An 18,789-nucleotide genomic window follows, 5' to 3' on the forward strand; every position below is an offset into this window, starting at 1 on the left:
TCATTTACTCTTCGTCCAGCTCTTCGGCGGCGTCGGCGTGGGAGAGGCGTAGCCCCTGGGGCGGCAGCGGAGTGCCGTCGAGCTGGGCGACTTCGCCTTCCAGGCGCAGGCGCCCCTCGAGGAACCACTTCACCGCGATGGGGTAGATCAGGTGCTCCCGGGCGTGCACCTTCTCCTTCAGGCTGGCTTCGGTCTCGCCCTCGCTCACCGCCACCACGGCCTGGATGGCGACCGGGCCGCCGTCGAGCTCCTCGGTGACGAAGTGCACGCTGCAGCCGTGCTCGGTCACGCCGTCGGCCAACGCCTTGGCGTGGGTATTCAGGCCACGGTAGGCGGGCAACAGGGAGGGGTGGATGTTGAGCATGCGGCCATGGAAGCGCTGCACGAAGCGCGGCGTGAGGATGCGCATGAAGCCGGCAAGCACCACCAGGTCCGGCTCGTGGCGCTCGATCACCTTGATCAGCGCGGCGTCGTAGCTGTCGCGGCTGTCGTATTCGCCGTGGGGCAACACCACGGCGTCGATACCTGCGTCGCGGGCGCGCTGCAGGCCGTAGGCATCGGCCACGTTAGAGATCACCGCCACGATCTCACCGCCCAGACGGTCGTGGGTTTGCTCGTCGATCAGCGCCTGCAGGTTGCTGCCGCTGCCCGAGATCAGCACCACCACCCGGCGTGCCCCGGTGGGCTCGGGGGTGAAGTCCGTCATCGTGTCGCCGTCGTACGCTCCACTCATGCCCCCAGATTCTCCAGCTGCACCGCTTCCTCGCCATCACCGCGGGCGATGATTTCGCCAATGCGATAGACCGTCTCACCCTGGGCCTGCAGGTGCGCACGCGCCTGATCGGCCTTGTCGGCAGGCACCACCACGACCATGCCGATGCCGCAGTTGAGCACGCGGTACATTTCCGTCTCTGCTACGTTGCCCTGCTGCTGCAGCCAGTCGAACAGCGCGGGGCGGGTCCAGCGCTTCACGTCGATGCGAGCGGCCAGGTGCTCGGGCAGCACCCGCGGCACGTTTTCCAGCAGGCCGCCCCCGGTGATATGGGACAGCGCGTGAACGGCGATGCCGCTCTCCTTGATCAGCGATAGCAGCGGCTTGACGTAGATGCGGGTAGGGGCGAGCAGGGCGTCGCCCAGCGACTGGCCGTCGATGGCGGTATCCAGCGATGCGCCGCTGACGTCGAGGATTTTGCGGATCAGCGAATAGCCGTTGGAGTGCGCGCCGCTGGAGGCGATGCCCAGCAGCACGTCGCCTTCGCCGACCTGGCTGCCGTCGAGGATCTCGGATTTCTCCACCACGCCGACACAGAAGCCGGCCAGATCGTAGTCGCTGCCCTCGTACATGCCGGGCATCTCGGCCGTTTCACCCCCCACCAGGGCGCAGCCGGCCCGCTCGCAGCCTTCGCCGATGCCGGCCACCACGTCGGCGGCGATGTCCACATCGAGCTTGCCCGTGGCATAGTAGTCGAGGAAAAACAGCGGCTCGGCGCCGGCCACCACCAGGTCGTTGACGCACATGGCCACCAGGTCGATGCCGATGCTGTCGTGGCGGCCGAGGTCCATGGCAAGGCGCAGCTTGGTGCCCACGCCGTCGGTGCCCGAGACCAGTACCGGTTCGCGATAGCCGGAGGGCAGCTGGCACAGGGCGCCGAAGCCGCCCAGCCCACCCATCACCTCGGGGCGCAGGGTGCGCTTGGCCACGCCCTTGATGCGATCGACCAAGGCATTGCCGGCATCGATGTCGACGCCGGCATCCTTGTAGCTCAGCGATGCCTTGTCGGAGTGGGGAGAGGTGGAATCGGTCATGGCCTGTCCTGTACGCAAACGCGGTGAGTGGTTCATTGGCTGGTGCGACGCCCGGCCGCCTTGGCGGCGAGGCGCAGTGGGCAAGATCGGGCCGGAATTGTAGCATCACGACGCACGGCTCGCATCGCCGTGGATAGCCAACGCAGGGAGGTGGGATGCGTAGAGAGTGGTGGGTCCTGATCGGGGCGGTGGCCATGGTGTGGCTGCTGTTCCAGTTGGAAACGATGCTGATGCCGTTCATTGCCGGCTTGATCCTGGCCTACCTAGCCGATCCGCTGGCCAATCGCTTCCAGCGCTGGGGCATGTCGCGAACCCTGGCCGTCAGCCTGGTGTTCCTGGTACTCACGTTGATACTGGTGGTGGCGCTGCTGGTGCTCATTCCGCTGGCGATCCAGCAGGCGCGCCAGTTCGGTCAGGTGATTCCCGGTATCTTCGAGTGGGTCGAGACGGCGCTGGCGCCGCAGATTCGCGCATGGACGGGCCTGGACGTGGCCGCCGACCTCGACAACCTGCAGGAAACGCTCGGTCAGCATTGGCAGGACGCCGGTGGCTACCTGGCCCAGTTTCTCGGACAGGTGGGGCGCTCCGGTGCGGCATTTCTGGCCTGGGTCACTTATTTCGCCCTGATCCCGGTGGTGACGTTCTACCTGCTGCTCGACTGGGAGCGGCTGTTGACCAACCTGCGCGCCTTGGTACCGCGCCGGCTCGAGCCCGACGCGGTCCGCCTGTCGCAGCGCTGCGACGAGGTGCTTTCGGCCTTCCTGCGCGGGCAGCTGCTGGTTATGCTGACGCTGGGCGCGATTTACGCTATCGGCCTCACGGCGATGGGGCTTCGCTTTGGTCTGTTGATCGGCATGCTGGCGGGGCTGGCCAGTATCGTGCCGTTCCTCGGCTTTATCGTTGGCATCAGCGTGGCGCTGATCGTGGCTTTCTTCCAGTTCGGCAGCCTCCTGCCGCTGCTGGGAGTGGTCGGCGTGTTCACGGTAGGGCAGGTCATCGAAAGCGTGCTGCTGCAGCCCAAGCTGCTGGGGGATCGCATCGGGCTGCATCCGGTGGCGGTCATCTTCGCCGTACTGGCCGGCGGCAATCTGTTCGGTTTCACCGGCGTGCTGCTGGCGCTGCCGGCCGCCGCCGTGATCATGGTACTCTTGCGCGAACTCAAGGATCGCTACATGCAGAGCACGCTCTACGATGCCAGCAAGCGACCGGGCTGTGACGAGGATTCCGCATGAGCCGAGCGCCGGCGCAGCTGCCCCTGGGGGTCGGGCTGCGTGACGATGCCACCTTCGACAGCTTTCTGCCGGCGGCAAACGCCAGCCTGCTAGAGCATCTTTCGCGCCAGCCGGAAGCCGACGGCGAGCCTTTCCTCTATCTCTGGGGTGCGCCGGGCAGTGGGCGCAGCCACCTGCTGCAGGCCGCCTGCCATGCCGCCTCGGATCGCGACCTGCGGGCCCTCTACCTGCCCCTGCGCGAGCTGGGGCACTTCCCGCCGCTGATGCTCGAGGATGCTGAGCGGCTTGACCTGGTGGCCATCGACGATATCGATTCGGTGATCGGCCGCCGCCGCTGGGAAGAGGGGCTTTTCCATGCCTTCAACCGCTTGCGTGATGCCGGCAAGCGCCTGGTGGTATCGGCAGGGGCTGCGCCGCGTCAGCTACCGGTGAAGCTGCCCGACCTGGCGTCGCGGCTGACCTGGGGGGTGACCTTCCAGCTGCAGCGGCTCGACGACGGCGAGCGCCTCAAGGCCCTGCAGCTGCGCGCCCGGGTGCGTGGCATGCAGCTGCCCGATGAGGTGGCGCGCTATATCCTGCATCGCGGTTCGCGGCGGCTGGATGAGTTGTTCGAGGCGCTCGCCGAGCTGGACCGGGCGTCGCTCTCCGCCCAGCGCAAGCTGACGATTCCCTTCGTCAAGCAGGCGCTGGGCTGGTAGCGCCTAGCGGCTGAGATTGACCTCGAGGCGCTGGCCGTTGCGCAGCGAGACCTGGCGCAGGATCACCTGGCGCTGACCGTTGGCCGGGTTGACCATGCTCCCCGACACGTAGAACTCACCCGGTGGCAGCCCCTGCAGCGAAAAGTGGCCGTTGCCGTCGGTGCGCGCATTGTGGGTATAGGCCTGGGCACGCGGATCGGCACGCTCCACGGCGCGTCCGGCCAGGGCGTGCTCGGCGGCCTCGGCCGAGTACGTGGTGACGGGGGCGACAGATATCGTCTCGTTGCCGCCCGGCGTGCCGTTGAGGCTGAGCCTGCCGCTGAGCGAAGCGCTGCCCGACTTGGGCAATGCGGCGTATTCGGCGGCGGGAAAGGCGACCTGACGCGCCACCCGGCCTGGTTCGGGCGCCGGGGCGCGCGCGGAAGGCTCGGCCTGTGGCGCATCGGGATCGCTGATATCAATGACTTCGATCCGCTCAGGGGGCGGCCCTGGCTCGATCATTTGACAACCGGCAAGCGACAGGCCCAGTAGGGCCGGAATGATCCAGGCTTTCATGTCTTGCTTCCTTTTGGCTATGCCCGTGCCGCTACGAGAATAAACGATGAATGAGTCGCGCAGACAGCCCGTGAGCTGAAAAAGCGCAGCCCCCGGCGAGTCAAGCTCGCCGGGGGCTGCTGCGTGAAGCGGGCGGCCGTCGGGCCGCGCCGGCTTACTTCGCCTGGGAAGCGGTCTGCGCCTGCTTCAGGTTGCTTTCCGCCAGCTTCTGGCTCTGCTGGAAGAAGTCCTGGTTCAGGGCGACGACCTTCTCGGCATCGCCCTTGAAGCGCTCGCCCAGTTCCTTGGCAACCTGCTGCTGACCTTCCAAATAGGTGCGCAGTCCGGCGGCATCCTGGACGTTCAGCAGGCCGCGCAGCTGGGCCAGGCTGGCATCGGCATAGGCCTTGGTGGCCTCGTACTGGGCGTTGACCAGCTTCTCGGTGTAATCGACCGACAGCGAGGCATAGGCGCGGGCCGGACCGGTGAAGAGCGAGTCGAGCTGCTTGGTGTCAAAGCTAAAGGCGTTGAAGTTGAAGGCATTTTTCATGGCGGAAATCTCCGTGGTCGCTAACGTGCCGAGCGGTGATTCCGCTCCGTTGATGGCAACGTATCAAAGCCTTTTTTGCACTGCAACATTTTTCTCGTTTCGTTATGTGCCACGGATTTCTTGTGGATCATGCGTCGCGGAAGGCATGTGCCGGCTGCCGCCGGGCGGTTGGGTGGGGCTGCCTTCAGGCCATGATTTCAATCCGATTGCGCCCGTTGCGCTTGGCCTGGAACATCAACTGGTCGGCGCGACGAATCAGGTCGTCGACGAACTGATCGCCTGGCCGCAGGGAGGCGATGCCGATGCTGATGGTCAACCCGCTGGTCTGGAGCAGGGTGCTGCGCAGTCGTTCGGCAATCTCGCGGGCACCGTCGGCCTGGGTTTCGGGCATGAGAATGAGAAATTCATCGCCGCCGTAGCGTCCGACCAGGTCGCTTTCCCGCACGCTGCTGCGAATTGAGCGTGAGACATCGCTCAGCGCTTTATCGCCGGCGGGGTGGCCCCGCTCGTCGTTGATCCCCTTGAAGTTGTCGATATCGAGCATCATCAGGCACAGCGACAGGTTGTAACGGTAGGCACGCCGGAGCTCAGTCTCGGCCAGCTCCATGAAGTGGCGTCGGTTGAAGGTATCGGTAAGGTGGTCATGGGTGGCCAAGTGCGTCAGCTTCTGGTTGGCCGCCATCAGCTCGGCGGTGCGCTCCAGCACGCGGCGCTCCAGCGTCTCGTCTTCCTTGAGGCTGGCCGGCGTGGCCTCCTTGGAGATGCCGAATAGGTGGGTGACCTGGCCCGACGAGCCGGTGAGCGGAATCAGCAGCGTCTGCCACAGCCCCTGACGCTGGTTGCCATGTGGGTCCAGACTTTCGCCTTCTTCCTCGTAGCGTAGCGGAGCCCGGGTCTCGACGCAGCGAGTGAAATAGGCGGTGATTCGGCTGCAAGTCGGAGTGGGAAGCACTTTCTCGATGCGTTCGCCGATGCAGGCGGCATCGTCGCGCAGCGTGGCCAGGCGAGTCGGGTTCACGGCTTCGACGATGTACTCGCCGGGCCCTTCCACCCGTACGATGAACATTTGCTCCGGGCAATATTCCCAAAGGCTGCGCAGCAGCATCATACCGGCGTTGGCATTGATCCTGTCCAGAAAGTGAGACGCCATCAAGGATGACGTAATCATCTGATATCCCTCCGTAAGTCCTTTTATTCGCAAGCTCCGTTCGTCCAGCCCTGCCTGGCCTGCCTGCTCATCGTTATGGTATCGCGCCGCAGCATAACCTTAGTTTGGCGAAGCTCTTGTTGCAGCATGGTTTTTTTCATTCGGTTCCGGGGTGGTGACAAAGCCTGTGCGGCTTCCCGGCATGGTGCATCTCAGCCGGCGGGATGGGGGTGCTTTTCTATACTCACAGGACATCGCTAAGTGAAATGAAACGAAAACGGCGGTTCAAGCATGAACGGGCAGACACGGAACGCTTCCTTTGCCAGCTGCAGCACCTGCTTTCTCGGCGCCCTGTGCCTGGCGCATGGATTGACCCACCAGGAATCGGCGCAGCTCGACGCCATCATTCCGGCGCCGCTTCGGCTGGAGAAGGGGCAGCTTCTTGTGCGCCAGAACGATTCGTTCACCAGCCTCTTTGCCGTGCGCTCCGGCAGCCTCAAGCAGGTGACCGTCACGGACTGTGCGGAAATGCTGGTCACGGCGCTGTGCCTGCCCGGCGACATGGTCGGATTCGACGCTATCGGCAGCGAGCGCATTGCGGGAGATGTGGTGGCGCTGGAAACCACCACGCTCTGCGAGTTTCCCTTCGCCGAGCTGGACGCCCTGTGCGGCCGCCTGCCCGGACTGCGCCGACGCCTGATGGCCAACCTCAGCCAGGCCATGCACGAGGAGCGCCAGCGGTTGCACCTGCTGCTCAGCAAGAAGGCGGAGGTGCGCCTGGCCTGCTTCCTGCTGGCCGTTTCCGAGCGCTTTCGTCAGCGAGGATTCTCGTCGCGCCATTTCCGGCTGCCCATCTCCCGCAGCGAGATGGGCAACTACCTGGGCCTGACCCATGAGACGGTGGGCCGGACCCTGACGGCGCTCCAGGCCAACCGGCTGCTCAGCGTGCGCGGGCGTGACTATCATTTGCTGGACCTCGAGCGGCTGGCGCTGCTGGCGGAGTCCACCGGGCGGCGCCAGCGTCGTTCCGATGGCGCTTAGCCGGCGCTGCGGCGCAGGGCGATGCCGTTGCGCTGCTCGATGAATTCGAGCATCACGCGTGCTTCGCTCTCCTTCTGCTGGGCGAACGCCAGGAAGGGGCGGTGCAGCTCCGGCGTGGCATTGGTATCGCTGAGCCATTGGAAGAAGTGGTGCGACTCGATGGCCGCGCCGAGGGCTTGCTGCAGCACCTGCTCGCCCATGATGTCATCCACGATGAAGGCGTGGCTGTGCGTCATGGCAAAGCTGCCGGCGTCGCGCGGTTTTTCTTCCACGCAGGCGCCCAGCGCCATGTCGTGAGCAACGGCTCGCAGGGCCTTCAGGCGCTGCTCGCACTGATTGCCCAGGGACGCCATGAGCTGGCTGGCATGCGGCATTGCCGGTAGGAAGCTAAGCGAGAGTCGGCGATAGCGTTGCAGTTCGCCTGCCTCGTGGGTGTAAGCGAGGGTGAGCTGTTCCTGGGGCAGGAGCGTAAGTGCGAGGGTCGTGGGTGTCATGACAAGATCCGCTGTCGTTGTTCTGGCCATCCGGCCTTCATTGTGTACCGCCGCCTCGGGTGGCGATGGCGAAGGCATAGTAAGCAACTCGCCACGCTGCGTGCGACGATAATTATCAAATCCCCAGCCGATATCGGTGTATCAAATTGTTGACTTGATATTCGTCAAATCGTGTGTTGCGCCTGCCTGTCGTCCGCATGCGATTGTGCTGTGCTTGCAAGGCTCGGGACGAGCCTCCATGGTGAAGGCAACAAGAGGCAGACGAGGGAGCGACATGAGCGACTTTCGTAGCGAGCGCGACAGCATGGGCGAGCTGCGCGTGCCGGCCCAGGCGCTTTACGGCGCCCAGACCCAGCGGGCGGTGGAAAACTTCCCGGTTTCGGGGCAGCCCATGCCGACGGCATTCATCCATGCCATTGCACGCATCAAGCTGGCCGCGGCCAGAGTCAACCAGGCGCTGGGCCTGCTCGATGATGAGCGGGCCGTGGCCATCACGCAGGCTGCCCAAGCCGTCATCGACGGTCGGCACGACGACCAGTTTCCGGTGGATGTGTTCCAGACCGGGTCGGGCACCTCCAGCAACATGAACGTCAACGAGGTGGTGGCCCACCTGGCCAGCCGCGAGGGGCTAAGCGTCGGCCCGAATGACCACGTCAACATGGGGCAGTCGAGCAACGACGTCATTCCTACCGCGATCCACCTGTCCGCCGCGCTGGAAGTCACCGCCCGCCTGCGCCCGGCACTGGTGCAGCTGCGCGCGACCATCGATGAGCGCGCCGTTGAGCTGGACCACGTGGTAAAGACCGGGCGCACCCATCTCATGGATGCGATGCCGCTGCGCCTCGGGCAGGAGCTGGGGGGCTGGTCGAGCCAGGTCGGGCAAGCGATCGAGCGGCTGGACAGCACCCTGCTGCGACTGTGCCGGCTGGCGCAGGGTGGCACGGCGGTGGGCACCGGGATCAATGCCCACCCGGAGTTCGCCGAGCGCATGGCGCGTGACCTGAGCGAGCAGACCGGCCTGGAATTTGTGCCCAACGACAGCTTCTTTGCCAGCCTGGGGGCCCAGGATGCCGCCGTCGAGCTCTCCGGGCAGCTGCGGGGGCTGGCCTGCGTGATCATGAAGATCGCCAATGACCTGCGCTGGATGAACTCCGGGCCGCTGGCCGGGCTGGGCGAGATCGAGCTGGAGGCATTGCAGCCGGGCAGCTCGATCATGCCGGGCAAGGTCAACCCGGTGATTCCAGAATCCGCCGCCCAGGCGGCGGCGCAGGTGATGGGGCTGGACGCGGCGGTCGCCGTGGCCGGCCAGAGCGGCAACTTCCAGCTCAACGTGATGCTGCCGCTGATTGCGAGCAACCTGCTAACGTCCATCACACTGATGAGCAACACGGCACGGCTGCTCGGCGAGCGAGCGATCGCCACCTTCCGCGTCAGGGAAGACCGGCTGGCCGAGCCGCTGGCGCGCAATCCCATCCTCGTCACGGCGCTGAACGGTGTGATTGGCTACGATGCCGCGGCGGCGATTGCCAAATCCGCCTACCAGGCCAGGCGGCCGATCATCGACGTCGCCGAAGAGCAGACCGACCTCGGCCGCGAAGAGCTCGAGCGCCTGCTCGACCCGCAGCGCCTGACGCGCGGCGGTATCCCCGAATAGGCGGCTTTCAGGCGGCCAGGCCTTCGCGCTGCGCGGTGATGTAGGCGCCGAGGCGTTCGACCTGGCGCGGCGTCAGACGCAGGGTGAGCTTGGTACGCCGCTGCAGGATGTCTTCGCCGCTCAGGGCCCACTCGTGGCCGATCAGGTAGTTCACTTCGGCGGCGCTGAGGCCGCCTCCGAAGTGCTCGCCGAGGTCGCGCTCGCTGGTGGCACCCTGCAGGAAGGTCAGGCACAGGCTGCCGTAGCTGCGAGCGAAGCGGGCGGCTCGCTCGGCGCCAAGCCACGGGTACTCCTTCAGCAGCCGCTCGGTGAAGCTGGACTGATTGTCGATGTCGCCGCCCGGCAGCGGGGCCGTCGCCGTCCAACTGGGGCCCATGTGGGGCAGGGCGGGGGCGAGCTGCTGCAAGGCGGCCTCTGCCAGCTTGCGATAGGTGGTGATCTTGCCGCCGAAGACCGAGAGCAGGGGAGCGCCGGAGGCGTCCAGCGCAAGGGTGTAGTCGCGGGTCATGGCGGAAGGGTCGGTGGACTCGTCGTCGCACAGCGGACGCACCCCGGCGTAGGTGGCAATCACATCCTGACGTGCCAGGGGCTTGCGGAAGTGGGCATTGACGACGCCGAGCAGGTAGGCGATCTCCTCCTCGCTGGCGGCGACTCGGCGCGGATCGCCCTCGTAGCGACGGTCGGTGGTGCCGATCAGGCTAAAATCATCCTCGTAGGGCAGCACGAAGACGATACGGCGATCGTCGTTCTGCAGGATATAGGCGCGCTCGTCTTGGTTGAGCCGCGGCACGATGATATGACTGCCCTGGATCATGCGAATCGAATAGCGCGAGGGGCGCTTGGCCTGCTCGCGCACGACGCGCTCTACCCAAGGGCCGGCAGCATTGACCAGCGTTCTGGCCTGGCGTTCGAAGCGTTCGCCGCTGCGCTGGTCTTCCAGCTCGATATGCCAGCGCCCCTGCGCTTCGCGTAGGCCGACACAGCGGGTCCGCACCAGGATCTCGGCCCCCTGCTGATGTGCCTGCAGGGCGTTGAGCACCACCAGGCGGGCATCGTCTACCCAGCAGTCCGAATATTCGAATCCGCGCTTGATGTCGGCCCTGAGTGGGTCGCTCGGCGTGAAACGAACACCGTGCGAGCCGGGCAGGGTCTTGCGCTTGCCAAGATGGTCATAAAGGAACAGGCCGGCGCGGATCATCCAGGCAGGGCGCAGGTGCGAGCGGTGGGGCAGGATGAACCGCAGCGGCCAGATGATGTGGGGTGCCTTGTTCAGCAGGATCTCACGCTCGCGCAGCGCTTCTCCCACCAGGCGAAACTCGTGGTGCTCCAGATAGCGCAGGCCGCCATGGATCAATTTGCTGCTGGCTGACGAAGTTGCGCCGGCGAGGTCGGCCTGTTCGCACAATCCCACGCTGAGCCCGCGACCGGCTGCATCGTTGGCGATGCCGGTACCGTTGATGCCGCCGCCGATCACGAAGAGATCAAGCAGGTCGTGGGAGGGAGATGCCATGGGTGAGGCTCCGATCGATCGCCGGCACGTGCCGGCCTGTAATGGTTGAAAACGAACATAGACCAATCGAAAACGAACATCAAGAGGGCGTGCGAAGATTGCCGGCGGGCAAGATGCCGGTGGCGTACAGCGAGAGCGGGCGTTAGGCGATATGCAGTGCCACGTCATTGGCCTGCATAAGGTGCAGGATACTCTCCGGGGGCTGGCGGTCGGTGAACAGGGCGTCGAGCTGGGCGATGTTGCCCTGACGTACCACTGGGTTGCGATGGAACTTCGAGTGGTCGGCGATGAGGAAGACCTTGCGCGAGTTGCGGATGAGCGCCTGGGCGACCCGGGCTTCCTGATAGTCGAACTCCAGTAGTGAGCCGTCCTCGTCGATGCCGCTGATGCCGATAATGCCGAAATCGACCTTGAACTGGTTGATGAAGTCGATGGTCGCCTCGCCGATGATGCCGCCATCGCGCGAGCGCACCTGGCCGCCGGCTACGATCACGTTGAAATCCTCCTTGTGCTGGAGAATGGCCGCCACGTTGAGGTTGTTGGTAATGACCTCGAGCCCCTCGTGCTCGAGCAGCGCCTCGGCCACGACTTCGTTGCTGGTGCCGATGTTAATGAACAGCGAGGCGTGATCGGGAATATGCCTGGCCACCAGTGCCGCGATGCGCTGCTTGGCCTCCAGGTTTAGGCTCTTGCGCGTGCTATAGGCGGTGTTCACCGTGCTCGACTCGAGGCCTGCACCGCCATGCACCCGGCGGATCAGGCCTTCTTCGGCCAGGGCATTCAGATCGCGGCGAATGGTTTGCGGCGTCACCGAAAAATGCTCGGTCAGCTGTTCGATGCTGGCGTATCCCTGGCGCTTCACCAGGTCGACGATGGCCGCTTGGCGCTGTTGCTGGTTCATCTCGGCTCCCTTGGGCTCTTGCCATGGGCGGGTCTGGCCGCGGGCGGGCCCGTCGGCACGGCGGACGTTGGTGCGCCGGGTATTCGAGGAGGCTGGCGCGTTGCGAACCTACTACAGTACCCTAAATGATCAAAAACGAACATGACGGGACGGGGCGTGCCATGGCCGACTATCTGCTTGCCATCGATCAGGGAACCACCAGTTCGCGAGCGATCCTGTTCGATCGCCAGGGGCGCGTGGCAGGCGTCGCGCAGCAGGAGTTCGCCCAGCAGTACCCTCGCGACGGCTGGGTCGAGCACGATCCCGAGGCGATCTGGGACACGGTGCTCGATACTTGTCGCCAGGTGATTCGCGATACCGGGGTGGCGGTCGACGCCATCGCCGGGATTGGCATGACCAACCAGCGCGAGACGACGCTGCTGTGGGATCGTCAGACCGGGGAGCCGGTCTATCCGGCTATCGTGTGGCAGGACAGGCGCACGGCCGAGGCATGCTCAAGGCTGCAGGCGCAAGGTCACGAAGCCCTGGTGCAGGCGAGCACGGGGCTGCTGATCGATCCCTACTTCTCGGCAACCAAGCTGGCCTGGCTACTGGACAACGTGGAAGGAGCGCGAGAGCGGGCCGAGCGCGGCGAGCTGGCGTTCGGCACCGTCGACACCTTCTTGCTGTGGCGGCTGACCGGAGGCGAGGTGCATGCCACTGATGCTACCAATGCATCGCGCACGCTGCTGTTCAATATTCATACACAGCGGTGGGACGAAAGGCTGCTCGCCCTGTTCGACATTCCTGCCGCGCTGCTGCCCGAGGTGCGCGACTCGAGCGACGACTTCGGCATGACCGAGGCCAAGTGGCTGGGCGGGGCGCTGCCGATCGCCGGCGTGGCGGGAGACCAGCAGGCCGCGCTGGTGGGCCAGGCGTGCTTCCAGCCGGGTATGGCCAAAAGCACCTATGGCACCGGCTGCTTCATGGTGGTGAACACGGGCGACACGGCGGCCATGTCGCGCAACCGGCTGTTGACCACGGTGGCATACCGGTTGCGCGGCAAGCCCACCTATGCCATGGAGGGCAGCATCTTCGTCGCCGGTGCCGCCGTGCAGTGGCTGCGCGATGGCCTCAAGCTGTTCGCCGATGCGGCCGAGACCGAGGCGCTGGCCAGCCAGACCCGTGCGGGTCACAGCGTCTATCTGGTGCCGGCCTTCACGGGGCTGGGGGCTCCGCACTGGGATCCCAAGGCGCGCGGCGCGATTTTCGGTTTGACTCGCGATACCGGCATCGCGGAGATCGTCGCCGCCGGGTTGCAGGCGGTGTGCTACCAGACCCGTGACTTGCAGCGCTGCATGAGCGATGACATGGGCGTCGAGCCCGGCACGTTGCGGGTCGATGGTGGCATGGCGGCCAACGCCTGGTTGGTGCAGTTCCTGGCCGATATGCTGGGCGTGCGCGTCGATCGGCCCCGTGTGCTCGAGACAACGGCGCTGGGAGCGGCTTATCTCGCTGGGCTGCGGCTGGGCTGGTATCGCGACCTCGACGAAATCGCCGAACTGTGGCACTGCGAGTCGAGCTTCGAACCCCAGATGCCCGACGCCGAGCGAGAACGACTTTATCAGGGTTGGCTGGAAGCGGTGGAGCGGGTCAAAAGCGCGCCGTGAGGCTTGCAAATGTCAGCGATATCGGTAAGATATGCATCCGTTGCCACGCGGTATTGGCAGCAAGGCAGCGTCTGACTTAGGTTGTCTGATACAGGACCATAGCTCAGTTGGTTAGAGCGCCACGTTGACATCGTGGAGGTCGGCGGTTCAAATCCGCCTGGTCCTACCAGTCATTCGATTTGCCAGCAGGACCATAGCTCAGTTGGTTAGAGCGCCACGTTGACATCGTGGAGGTCGGCGGTTCAAATCCGCCTGGTCCTACCAGATTCCGAAACGCCCCGTGACCTTGCGTCACGGGGCGTTTTGCCATGCGCGGGTCAATGAACGGCTTTAACGGCGGGCAACGGGCCGCCGCTCGAAGGCGCCGGCCCGCTGTCTACCGCTCGCGGGGTGCTTATTCCCAGCCGGGTACGGCGCCGCCGTCGAAGAGTTCATAGGCCCGCTGGGCCACTTCTTCGCTCTGGTAGGCGGAGACCAGCTGGCGAATCTCCTCGCGCTCCTCGTCGCCGGCACGTACGGCGATCAGGTTGACGTAGGGCGATTCGGCGCCTTCGCGGATCAATGCATCGTCCAGTCTCAGGCCGGCCGGCTGGGCGAAGGTGTTGTTGATGAAGGCCAGGTCGACGTCAGGCAGCACGCGCGGCAGCTGGGCGGCCTCGATCTCACGGAAGCGGAAATTCTGCGGGTTCTCGACCACGTTGACCGGCGTCGCTTCGAGGTTTTCCGGGTCATCGAGCGTGATCAGCCCGGCGTTGTGCATCAGGATCATGGCACGACCGCCGTTGGTGGGATCGTTGGGCAGCGCGATGAGGGCGCGCTCCGGCAACGCTTCGATGGCCTCGTGACGCGTCGAGTAGGCGCCGATCGGATAGACGAAGGTGTACCCCGCCACGGCCAGGTTGTAGCCGCGGTCTTCGATCATGCTGCGCAGGTAGGGCTCGTGCTGGAAGGCGTTGGCGTCGAGGCTGCCGTCGGCCAGCGCCGCGTTCGGCGAGACATAGTCGGTAAACTCGATGACTTGCACGGTCAGGTCGTAGCGGTCCCGGGCGATCTGCACGGCTACTTCCATGACCTCGGATTCCGGCCCCGACATGGTGCCGACCTTGATCGTACGAGTTTCCGCGGCGCTGTCGTCGTTGCCGCAGCCGGCCAGCATGACGGCGCTGGCCAGAGCGGCGATGCCGAACAGGCGGTTGAGGGTCACTTGCATGTCACTCTCCTTGGTTGTGTCGCCAGGGTGGCGGTGTCACAGCGATGACGATAATGGGCTGGGTCGATGCGTTACTTGCGGTCGCTCTTGCGTACCAGGGCGTCGCCCAGACTCTGGAAGCCCTGCACCATGATCACCAGAATGGCGACGGTGATCAGCATGATGGTGGGGTTGAAGCGGTTGTAGCCGTAGCGAATGCCCAGATCTCCCAGCCCGCCGCCGCCCACCGCGCCGGCCATGGCCGAATAACTGACCAGCGTAACCACGGTGATGGTCAGCCCGGTGATGATGCCGCCCCGCGCTTCCGGCAGCAGCACCTTGCGGATGATCTGGTAGGGGGTGGCGCCCATCGACTGGGCGGCTTCGACCAGGCCAGGGGGAATTTCGTTGAGCGCACCTTCGACCAGCCTCGCGACGAACGGAATGGCGGCAATGGTCAGCGGCACGATGGCGGCATTGGTGCCGATCGAAGTGCCCACGATCATGCGCGTGAAGGGGATGATCGCCACCATCAGAATGATGAAAGGGATCGAGCGGCCAATGTTGGTCACCATGCCCAGCACCTGGTTGAGCACCGGGCGGGCCAGGATCTGGCGTGGGCGGGTGACGTAGAGCAGCACGCCCAGCGGCACGCCGAGCAGCGCCGAGATCACGCCGGACACGGCGACCATGTAGAGCGTATCCAGGGTCGCCTGGAGGATCAGATCAATCATCGCGCTGGACATGGCCGAGCACCTCCACATGCAGGTCGTGTTCTTCGAGATAGTCGATGGCGCGGCGGGTCTGCTCGGGGGAGCCGAGCAACTCGGCGATCATCAGCCCCAGCGTGCGCTCCTGAATCGACTCCACCTTGGCCTGAAGAATGCTGACGTCGACCCCGCATTCGCGCGCCAGGCGCGAGATCAGCGGCGTCGAGACGGTATCGCCGGAGAACGCCAGCCGCACCACGGGGTGGGTGTGGTCGCTGGGTGCCTCCTCGAGCCGCTCGACCAGCGCCTTGGGCGGCTCGAGCTGCAGGAAGTCGTTGAGAAACTCGCGTCCCAGCCGGGTTTTCGGTGCGGTGAAGAAATCGCCAACCTCGGCCTCTTCGACTAGTTCGCCTGCGGAGATCAGGCTCACCCGGTGGCAGATCGACTTCACCACTTCCATTTCGTGGGTGATGAGCAGGATGGTGAGGCCGAGCTGCTGGTTGATCTCGCGCAGCAGGGCCAGAATGGAGCCGGTGGTCTGGGGATCGAGGGCCGAGGTGGCTTCGTCGCACAGCAGCACGCGGGGCTCGCTGGCCAGGGCGCGGGCGATGGCGACGCGCTGCTTCTGGCCGCCGGAGAGCTGTGCCGGGTACTGGCGAACCTTGTCTGCCAGGCCGGTGAGCGCCAGCAGCGGCATCACGCGCTCGCGGATGGCGGCTCGCGTCATGCCCATCAGCTCGAGCGGCAGCGCCACGTTGTCGTAGACGTTGCGCGTGGTGAGCAGGTTGAAGTGCTGGAAAATCATGCCGATGCGGTGGCGTGCACGATTGAGCTCAGCGGAGGAGAGCGAGGTCATCTCCTGGCCGTCTACCACGACGCTGCCTGTGGTCGGTCGTTCGAGCAGGTTGACGCAGCGGATCAGCGTGGATTTGCCGGCACCGGACAGGCCTATTACCCCGTGGATGCTGCCCTTGGGGACATGGAGGTCGACGTTTTTCAAGGCCTCGACCGTGCGCGTGGCGGCGGGTCGGGATGCGCCGAGGCGAAGGCCTCGCTTGGCGCTGCTGAGCGTATAGCTCTTGGAAACGTTGCGTAGCGTGATCATCTGGCTTCCACTGTAGGCATGCCGTGCGGGCGGCAGTGGGAGCGCCGAAACAAAAAAAGGCCACCCTGGCGGGTGGCCATCAACGCTGGACACACCCTTTTAGCTGCACTTCACGTCGAACCTCGGCAAGCCGATGCAGCAACGTGGGCGCCCGCAATCCGGGTACAAATCGGCGCCTGAAAATGTGGCGAGCATCTTACGACCAATGGCGAATGTTGTCAATTTATCTGGTTCATGTTTGCAGTAGGCGGGTTTGGGGCAGAAAGAAATCCTTTTTCTGAAAGTAAATGCAGGTTTTTATTCCTTAATGGCGGGTGGTGTCTTGCCGCGGCAGATAGACGTTCGGGCCGCAACTTCTTTACACTTCGCCTTTCGTCCATCGCCTAGCCGGGCAGCTGAGGAGTCAGCCATGTTTACGGGCATCGTTCAGGGTACGGCGGTCATCGTCGCCATCGAGGAAGCCGAAGCGTTCCGAACCCATATCGTGGAACTGCCTGAGGCGCTGCGCGAAGGCTTGGCACTCGGCGCCTCAGTGGCCCACAACGGCGTGTGTCTCACCGTGACCCGTATTGAAAGGGAGCAAGTGAGCTTCGATCTGATGCGCGAAACGCTGCGCGTGACCAATCTTGGTGCAGTGCAGGTGGGCGACCGGGTCAATATCGAGCGCGCGGCACGTTTCGGTGATGAAATTGGCGGCCATGCGATGTCCGGGCACGTCATGGCCATGGCCGAGCTGGTGGAGCTGGATGAGGCGCCCAACAACCGCCGGCTGTGGTTCGAGGTACCGCATGCGCTGGGCCGTTTCCTGTTCGACAAGGGCTATGTCGGGGTCGATGGCATCAGCCTGACGATCGGGCAGGCGCGGCGAGCGAATGCAGAGCATGGCCCGCGCTTCTGCGTCGACCTGATCCCCGAGACGCTGGCGCGGACCACCCTGGTCGACCGCATTCCCGGCGACCGCGTGAATATCGAAATCGACCCCCAGACCCAAGCCATCGTGGAAACGGTGGAGCGGGTGCTCGAGGCGCGAGGAGCCTGAGCAGGGCGGGTAAAACATCCGTTTCGTCAAGTCTGCGTTGGCTGCCGTTGTGGCGCCTGGCGCAGACTTTGCTTATACAGAGCGAACCGTGTCGCCGCCTTGCGTGGCGATGGGTGCCGGGCTCGCATCGCGAGCCGCCATTGAGTACCATGTGCGGCTTTTCTCGCCCCCTGGTCTCCAGTCCAGCCCTTGTGCGCAGGAACGCAAAACATGAAGAACATGCTCGAAAGACGCTTCAAGCTGACGGAACACAATACAAGCGTGAAGACCGAGGTTATTGCGGGAATCACCACCTTCCTGACCATGGCCTACATTATCTTCGTCAACCCCAGCATCCTCTCCCAGGCGGGTATGGACTACGGGGCGGTGTTCGTCGCTACCTGCCTTGCCGCGGCGGTGGGCTGTCTGATCATGGGGCTGTGGGCCAACTATCCGATTGCCCAGGCGCCCGGCATGGGGCTCAACGCTTTCTTCACCTACGGTGTGGTGCTCGGCATGGGCTACACCTGGGAAGCCGCGCTGGGCGCGGTATTCTTCTCCGGCTTCTGCTTCTTCCTGCTCAGCGTGTTCAAGGTGCGTGAGTGGATCATCCACTCCATTCCGCTCTCCCTGCGCCTGGGCATCGCCGCCGGTATCGGCCTGTTCCTGGCCATGATCGCGCTGAAGAACGCCGGCATCGTGGTGTCCAACCCCGCCACCTACGTGGCCTTGGGCGATCTGTCCGAACCGGCTGCCATCTACGCGCTGCTGGGCTTCTTCGCCATTACCGCCATGGCCTACCTGAAGATCACCGGAGCCGTGATGATCGGTATCCTTGGCGTTACGGTGCTGGCCATGGTGCTGGGCCACAACGCCTACGGCGGCCTGATGTCGATGCCCCCTTCCATTGCGCCGACCTTCATGGCCATGGACCTGATGGGCGCGCTCGACGTCGCCATGCTCAGCGTCATCTTCGCCTTCCTGTTCGTCGACCTGTTCGACACGTCGGGCACCCTGGTCGGCGTGGCCCACAAGGGGGGCCTGCTCGACAAGGACGGCAAGCTACCGCGCCTGAATCGCGCCATGATGGCCGACAGCGGCGCATCAATGGCTGGCGCTGCCCTGGGCACCTCGACCACCACCAGCTACATCGAATCCACCGCTGGCATCGCTGCCGGTGGGCGTACCGGCCTGACCGCGGTTGTCGTGGCCGGGCTGTTCCTGATCAGCCTGTTCTTCGCGCCGCTGGCCGGTTCCATCCCGGCCTATGCCACCGCCGGTGCGCTGCTCTACGTGGCGGTGCTGATGGCCGGCAGCCTGGCCCATGCCAATTGGGACGACCCCACCGACGCCGCGCCGGTACTGATCGCGGCACTGGCCATGCCGCTGACCTTCTCGATCGCCGAGGGCATTGCGCTGGGCTTCATCAGCTACGCTGCGATCAAGGCACTTTCCGGGCGTTTCCGCGATCTCAACCCGGCGGTGGTCGTGCTGGCGATACTGTTCGCCCTGAAGTTCCTCTTTCTGGACTGATCCATTTTCTCACCGAGA

The 18,789-nt window shown here is 64.7% G+C and carries 18 protein-coding genes and 2 tRNA genes; 9 read left to right on the forward strand and 11 right to left on the reverse strand.

Translation table 11 applies throughout. The features are described from left to right. Positions 1-4: 4 nt before the first annotated feature. Positions 5-733 carry a phosphoribosylglycinamide formyltransferase gene (gene purN / locus ACT7B3_RS06875; protein WP_445157341.1) on the reverse strand — a complete coding sequence of 243 codons (729 nt, stop codon included), beginning with the start codon at positions 731-733 and terminating at the stop codon, positions 5-7. Continuing rightward, the gene (purM, locus tag ACT7B3_RS06880) at positions 730-1,806 is read right to left on the reverse strand and encodes a phosphoribosylformylglycinamidine cyclo-ligase (protein WP_445157342.1); all 1,077 of its coding nucleotides are present in this window, start codon (positions 1,804-1,806) and stop codon (positions 730-732) included. Before purM ends, purN begins: the two co-directional genes overlap by 4 nt. Before the next feature lie 155 nt (positions 1,807-1,961). Between purM and ACT7B3_RS06885 the strand changes: the two genes are divergently transcribed. Together ACT7B3_RS06885 and hda are read left to right on the forward strand one after the other, a co-directional pair. After that, positions 1,962-3,038 carry an AI-2E family transporter gene (locus tag ACT7B3_RS06885; protein ID WP_445157343.1) on the forward strand — a complete coding sequence of 359 codons (1,077 nt, stop codon included), beginning with the start codon at positions 1,962-1,964 and terminating at the stop codon, positions 3,036-3,038. Continuing rightward, positions 3,035-3,736 (forward strand): DnaA regulatory inactivator Hda, encoded by a 702-nt coding sequence (gene hda / locus ACT7B3_RS06890; RefSeq protein WP_445157344.1) that lies wholly within the window; start codon positions 3,035-3,037, stop codon positions 3,734-3,736. The genes ACT7B3_RS06885 and hda overlap by 4 nt, the downstream gene beginning before the upstream one ends. Positions 3,737-3,739: 3 nt before the next feature. On the opposite strand, the gene ACT7B3_RS06895 is transcribed toward hda, so the two are convergent. The 3 genes from ACT7B3_RS06895 to ACT7B3_RS06905 all read right to left on the reverse strand — a co-directional run bounded on the left by ACT7B3_RS06895 (position 3,740) and on the right by ACT7B3_RS06905 (position 5,988). Then, positions 3,740-4,291 (reverse strand): carboxypeptidase-like regulatory domain-containing protein, encoded by a 552-nt coding sequence (locus ACT7B3_RS06895; protein ID WP_445157345.1) that lies wholly within the window; start codon positions 4,289-4,291, stop codon positions 3,740-3,742. A gap of 154 nt (positions 4,292-4,445) precedes the next feature. Continuing rightward, complete coding sequence (locus ACT7B3_RS06900) at positions 4,446-4,820, reverse strand: phasin family protein (RefSeq protein ID WP_444677879.1); 375 nt, start codon at positions 4,818-4,820, stop codon at positions 4,446-4,448. Between the two features lie 184 nt (positions 4,821-5,004). Then, a complete protein-coding gene (locus ACT7B3_RS06905; protein WP_445157346.1) occupies positions 5,005-5,988 on the reverse strand; it encodes a diguanylate cyclase in 984 nt (327 codons plus the stop codon). A gap of 270 nt (positions 5,989-6,258) precedes the next feature. Here ACT7B3_RS06905 and ACT7B3_RS06910 point away from each other — a divergent pair, with 270 nt between their 5' ends. Continuing rightward, on the forward strand, positions 6,259-7,008 hold the full coding sequence (locus ACT7B3_RS06910) for a helix-turn-helix domain-containing protein (protein WP_445157347.1): 750 nt from the start codon (positions 6,259-6,261) through the stop codon (positions 7,006-7,008). Here the strand turns inward: ACT7B3_RS06910 and ACT7B3_RS06915 are convergent. Further along, positions 7,005-7,502 (reverse strand): hypothetical protein, encoded by a 498-nt coding sequence (locus ACT7B3_RS06915; RefSeq protein WP_445157348.1) that lies wholly within the window; start codon positions 7,500-7,502, stop codon positions 7,005-7,007. The two genes, ACT7B3_RS06910 and ACT7B3_RS06915, sit on opposite strands and share 4 nt — an antisense overlap. A gap of 274 nt (positions 7,503-7,776) precedes the next feature. On the opposite strand from ACT7B3_RS06915, the gene ACT7B3_RS06920 reads away from it, so the two are divergent. Beyond that, positions 7,777-9,156, forward strand: a complete 1,380-nt coding sequence (locus ACT7B3_RS06920; RefSeq protein ID WP_445157349.1) for a class II fumarate hydratase — start codon at positions 7,777-7,779, stop codon at positions 9,154-9,156. A gap of 7 nt (positions 9,157-9,163) precedes the next feature. Here ACT7B3_RS06920 and glpD read toward each other — a convergent pair whose 3' ends face one another. Together glpD and ACT7B3_RS06930 are read right to left on the reverse strand one after the other, a co-directional pair. After that, complete coding sequence (gene glpD / locus ACT7B3_RS06925) at positions 9,164-10,666, reverse strand: glycerol-3-phosphate dehydrogenase (RefSeq protein WP_445157350.1); 1,503 nt, start codon at positions 10,664-10,666, stop codon at positions 9,164-9,166. A gap of 142 nt (positions 10,667-10,808) precedes the next feature. Next, positions 10,809-11,567, reverse strand: coding sequence for a DeoR/GlpR family transcriptional regulator (locus tag ACT7B3_RS06930; RefSeq protein ID WP_444677875.1), 759 nt, complete (start codon positions 11,565-11,567; stop codon positions 10,809-10,811). A 161-nt stretch (positions 11,568-11,728) separates the two neighbouring features. On the opposite strand from ACT7B3_RS06930, the gene glpK reads away from it, so the two are divergent. The 3 genes from glpK (at position 11,729) to ACT7B3_RS06945 (ending at position 13,480) form a co-directional block, all read left to right on the forward strand. Beyond that, on the forward strand, positions 11,729-13,216 hold the full coding sequence (glpK, locus tag ACT7B3_RS06935; RefSeq protein WP_445157351.1) for a glycerol kinase GlpK: 1,488 nt from the start codon (positions 11,729-11,731) through the stop codon (positions 13,214-13,216). Between the two features lie 92 nt (positions 13,217-13,308). After that, a tRNA-Val gene (locus tag ACT7B3_RS06940) sits at positions 13,309-13,385 on the forward strand. 18 nt (positions 13,386-13,403) lie between these two features. Beyond that, a tRNA-Val gene (locus tag ACT7B3_RS06945) sits at positions 13,404-13,480 on the forward strand. 130 nt (positions 13,481-13,610) lie between these two features. On the opposite strand, the gene ACT7B3_RS06950 is transcribed toward ACT7B3_RS06945, so the two are convergent. From ACT7B3_RS06950 to ACT7B3_RS06960, 3 genes are all read right to left on the reverse strand, one after another. Further along, entirely contained in the window at positions 13,611-14,426 is an 816-nt protein-coding gene (locus ACT7B3_RS06950) for a MetQ/NlpA family ABC transporter substrate-binding protein (protein ID WP_445157352.1), read from the reverse strand. A gap of 71 nt (positions 14,427-14,497) precedes the next feature. After that, positions 14,498-15,151 (reverse strand): methionine ABC transporter permease, encoded by a 654-nt coding sequence (locus ACT7B3_RS06955; RefSeq protein WP_445157353.1) that lies wholly within the window; start codon positions 15,149-15,151, stop codon positions 14,498-14,500. After that, entirely contained in the window at positions 15,132-16,220 is a 1,089-nt protein-coding gene (locus ACT7B3_RS06960) for a methionine ABC transporter ATP-binding protein (protein ID WP_445157354.1), read from the reverse strand. Before ACT7B3_RS06960 ends, ACT7B3_RS06955 begins: the two co-directional genes overlap by 20 nt. 409 nt (positions 16,221-16,629) lie before the next feature. Between ACT7B3_RS06960 and ACT7B3_RS06965 the strand changes: the two genes are divergently transcribed. Together ACT7B3_RS06965 and ACT7B3_RS06970 are read left to right on the forward strand one after the other, a co-directional pair. After that, positions 16,630-17,259, forward strand: a complete 630-nt coding sequence (locus ACT7B3_RS06965) for a riboflavin synthase subunit alpha (RefSeq protein ID WP_445157355.1) — start codon at positions 16,630-16,632, stop codon at positions 17,257-17,259. Between the two features lie 219 nt (positions 17,260-17,478). Then, positions 17,479-18,771 (forward strand): NCS2 family permease, encoded by a 1,293-nt coding sequence (locus tag ACT7B3_RS06970; protein WP_445158854.1) that lies wholly within the window; start codon positions 17,479-17,481, stop codon positions 18,769-18,771. Positions 18,772-18,789: the final 18 nt, after the last annotated feature.

This window comes from Halomonas sp. E14 (genome assembly GCF_052568415.1).

Excerpts from the sequence above, each read along its gene's own strand:
- purN (WP_445157341.1), bottom strand. The coding sequence starts at position 733 with ATGAGTGGAGCGTACGACGGCGACACGATGACGGACTTCACCCCCGAG.
- purM (WP_445157342.1), bottom strand. The coding sequence starts at position 1,806 with ATGACCGATTCCACCTCTCCCCACTCCGACAAGGCATCGCTGAGCTAC.
- ACT7B3_RS06885 (WP_445157343.1), top strand. The coding sequence starts at position 1,962 with ATGCGTAGAGAGTGGTGGGTCCTGATCGGGGCGGTGGCCATGGTGTGG.
- hda (WP_445157344.1), top strand. The coding sequence starts at position 3,035 with ATGAGCCGAGCGCCGGCGCAGCTGCCCCTGGGGGTCGGGCTGCGTGAC.
- ACT7B3_RS06895 (WP_445157345.1), bottom strand. The coding sequence starts at position 4,291 with ATGAAAGCCTGGATCATTCCGGCCCTACTGGGCCTGTCGCTTGCCGGT.
- ACT7B3_RS06900 (WP_444677879.1), bottom strand. The coding sequence starts at position 4,820 with ATGAAAAATGCCTTCAACTTCAACGCCTTTAGCTTTGACACCAAGCAG.
- ACT7B3_RS06905 (WP_445157346.1), bottom strand. The coding sequence starts at position 5,988 with ATGATTACGTCATCCTTGATGGCGTCTCACTTTCTGGACAGGATCAAT.
- ACT7B3_RS06910 (WP_445157347.1), top strand. The coding sequence starts at position 6,259 with ATGAACGGGCAGACACGGAACGCTTCCTTTGCCAGCTGCAGCACCTGC.
- ACT7B3_RS06915 (WP_445157348.1), bottom strand. The coding sequence starts at position 7,502 with ATGACACCCACGACCCTCGCACTTACGCTCCTGCCCCAGGAACAGCTC.
- ACT7B3_RS06920 (WP_445157349.1), top strand. The coding sequence starts at position 7,777 with ATGAGCGACTTTCGTAGCGAGCGCGACAGCATGGGCGAGCTGCGCGTG.
- glpD (WP_445157350.1), bottom strand. The coding sequence starts at position 10,666 with ATGGCATCTCCCTCCCACGACCTGCTTGATCTCTTCGTGATCGGCGGC.
- ACT7B3_RS06930 (WP_444677875.1), bottom strand. The coding sequence starts at position 11,567 with ATGAACCAGCAACAGCGCCAAGCGGCCATCGTCGACCTGGTGAAGCGC.
- glpK (WP_445157351.1), top strand. The coding sequence starts at position 11,729 with ATGGCCGACTATCTGCTTGCCATCGATCAGGGAACCACCAGTTCGCGA.
- ACT7B3_RS06950 (WP_445157352.1), bottom strand. The coding sequence starts at position 14,426 with ATGCAAGTGACCCTCAACCGCCTGTTCGGCATCGCCGCTCTGGCCAGC.
- ACT7B3_RS06955 (WP_445157353.1), bottom strand. The coding sequence starts at position 15,151 with ATGTCCAGCGCGATGATTGATCTGATCCTCCAGGCGACCCTGGATACG.
- ACT7B3_RS06960 (WP_445157354.1), bottom strand. The coding sequence starts at position 16,220 with ATGATCACGCTACGCAACGTTTCCAAGAGCTATACGCTCAGCAGCGCC.
- ACT7B3_RS06965 (WP_445157355.1), top strand. The coding sequence starts at position 16,630 with ATGTTTACGGGCATCGTTCAGGGTACGGCGGTCATCGTCGCCATCGAG.
- ACT7B3_RS06970 (WP_445158854.1), top strand. The coding sequence starts at position 17,479 with ATGCTCGAAAGACGCTTCAAGCTGACGGAACACAATACAAGCGTGAAG.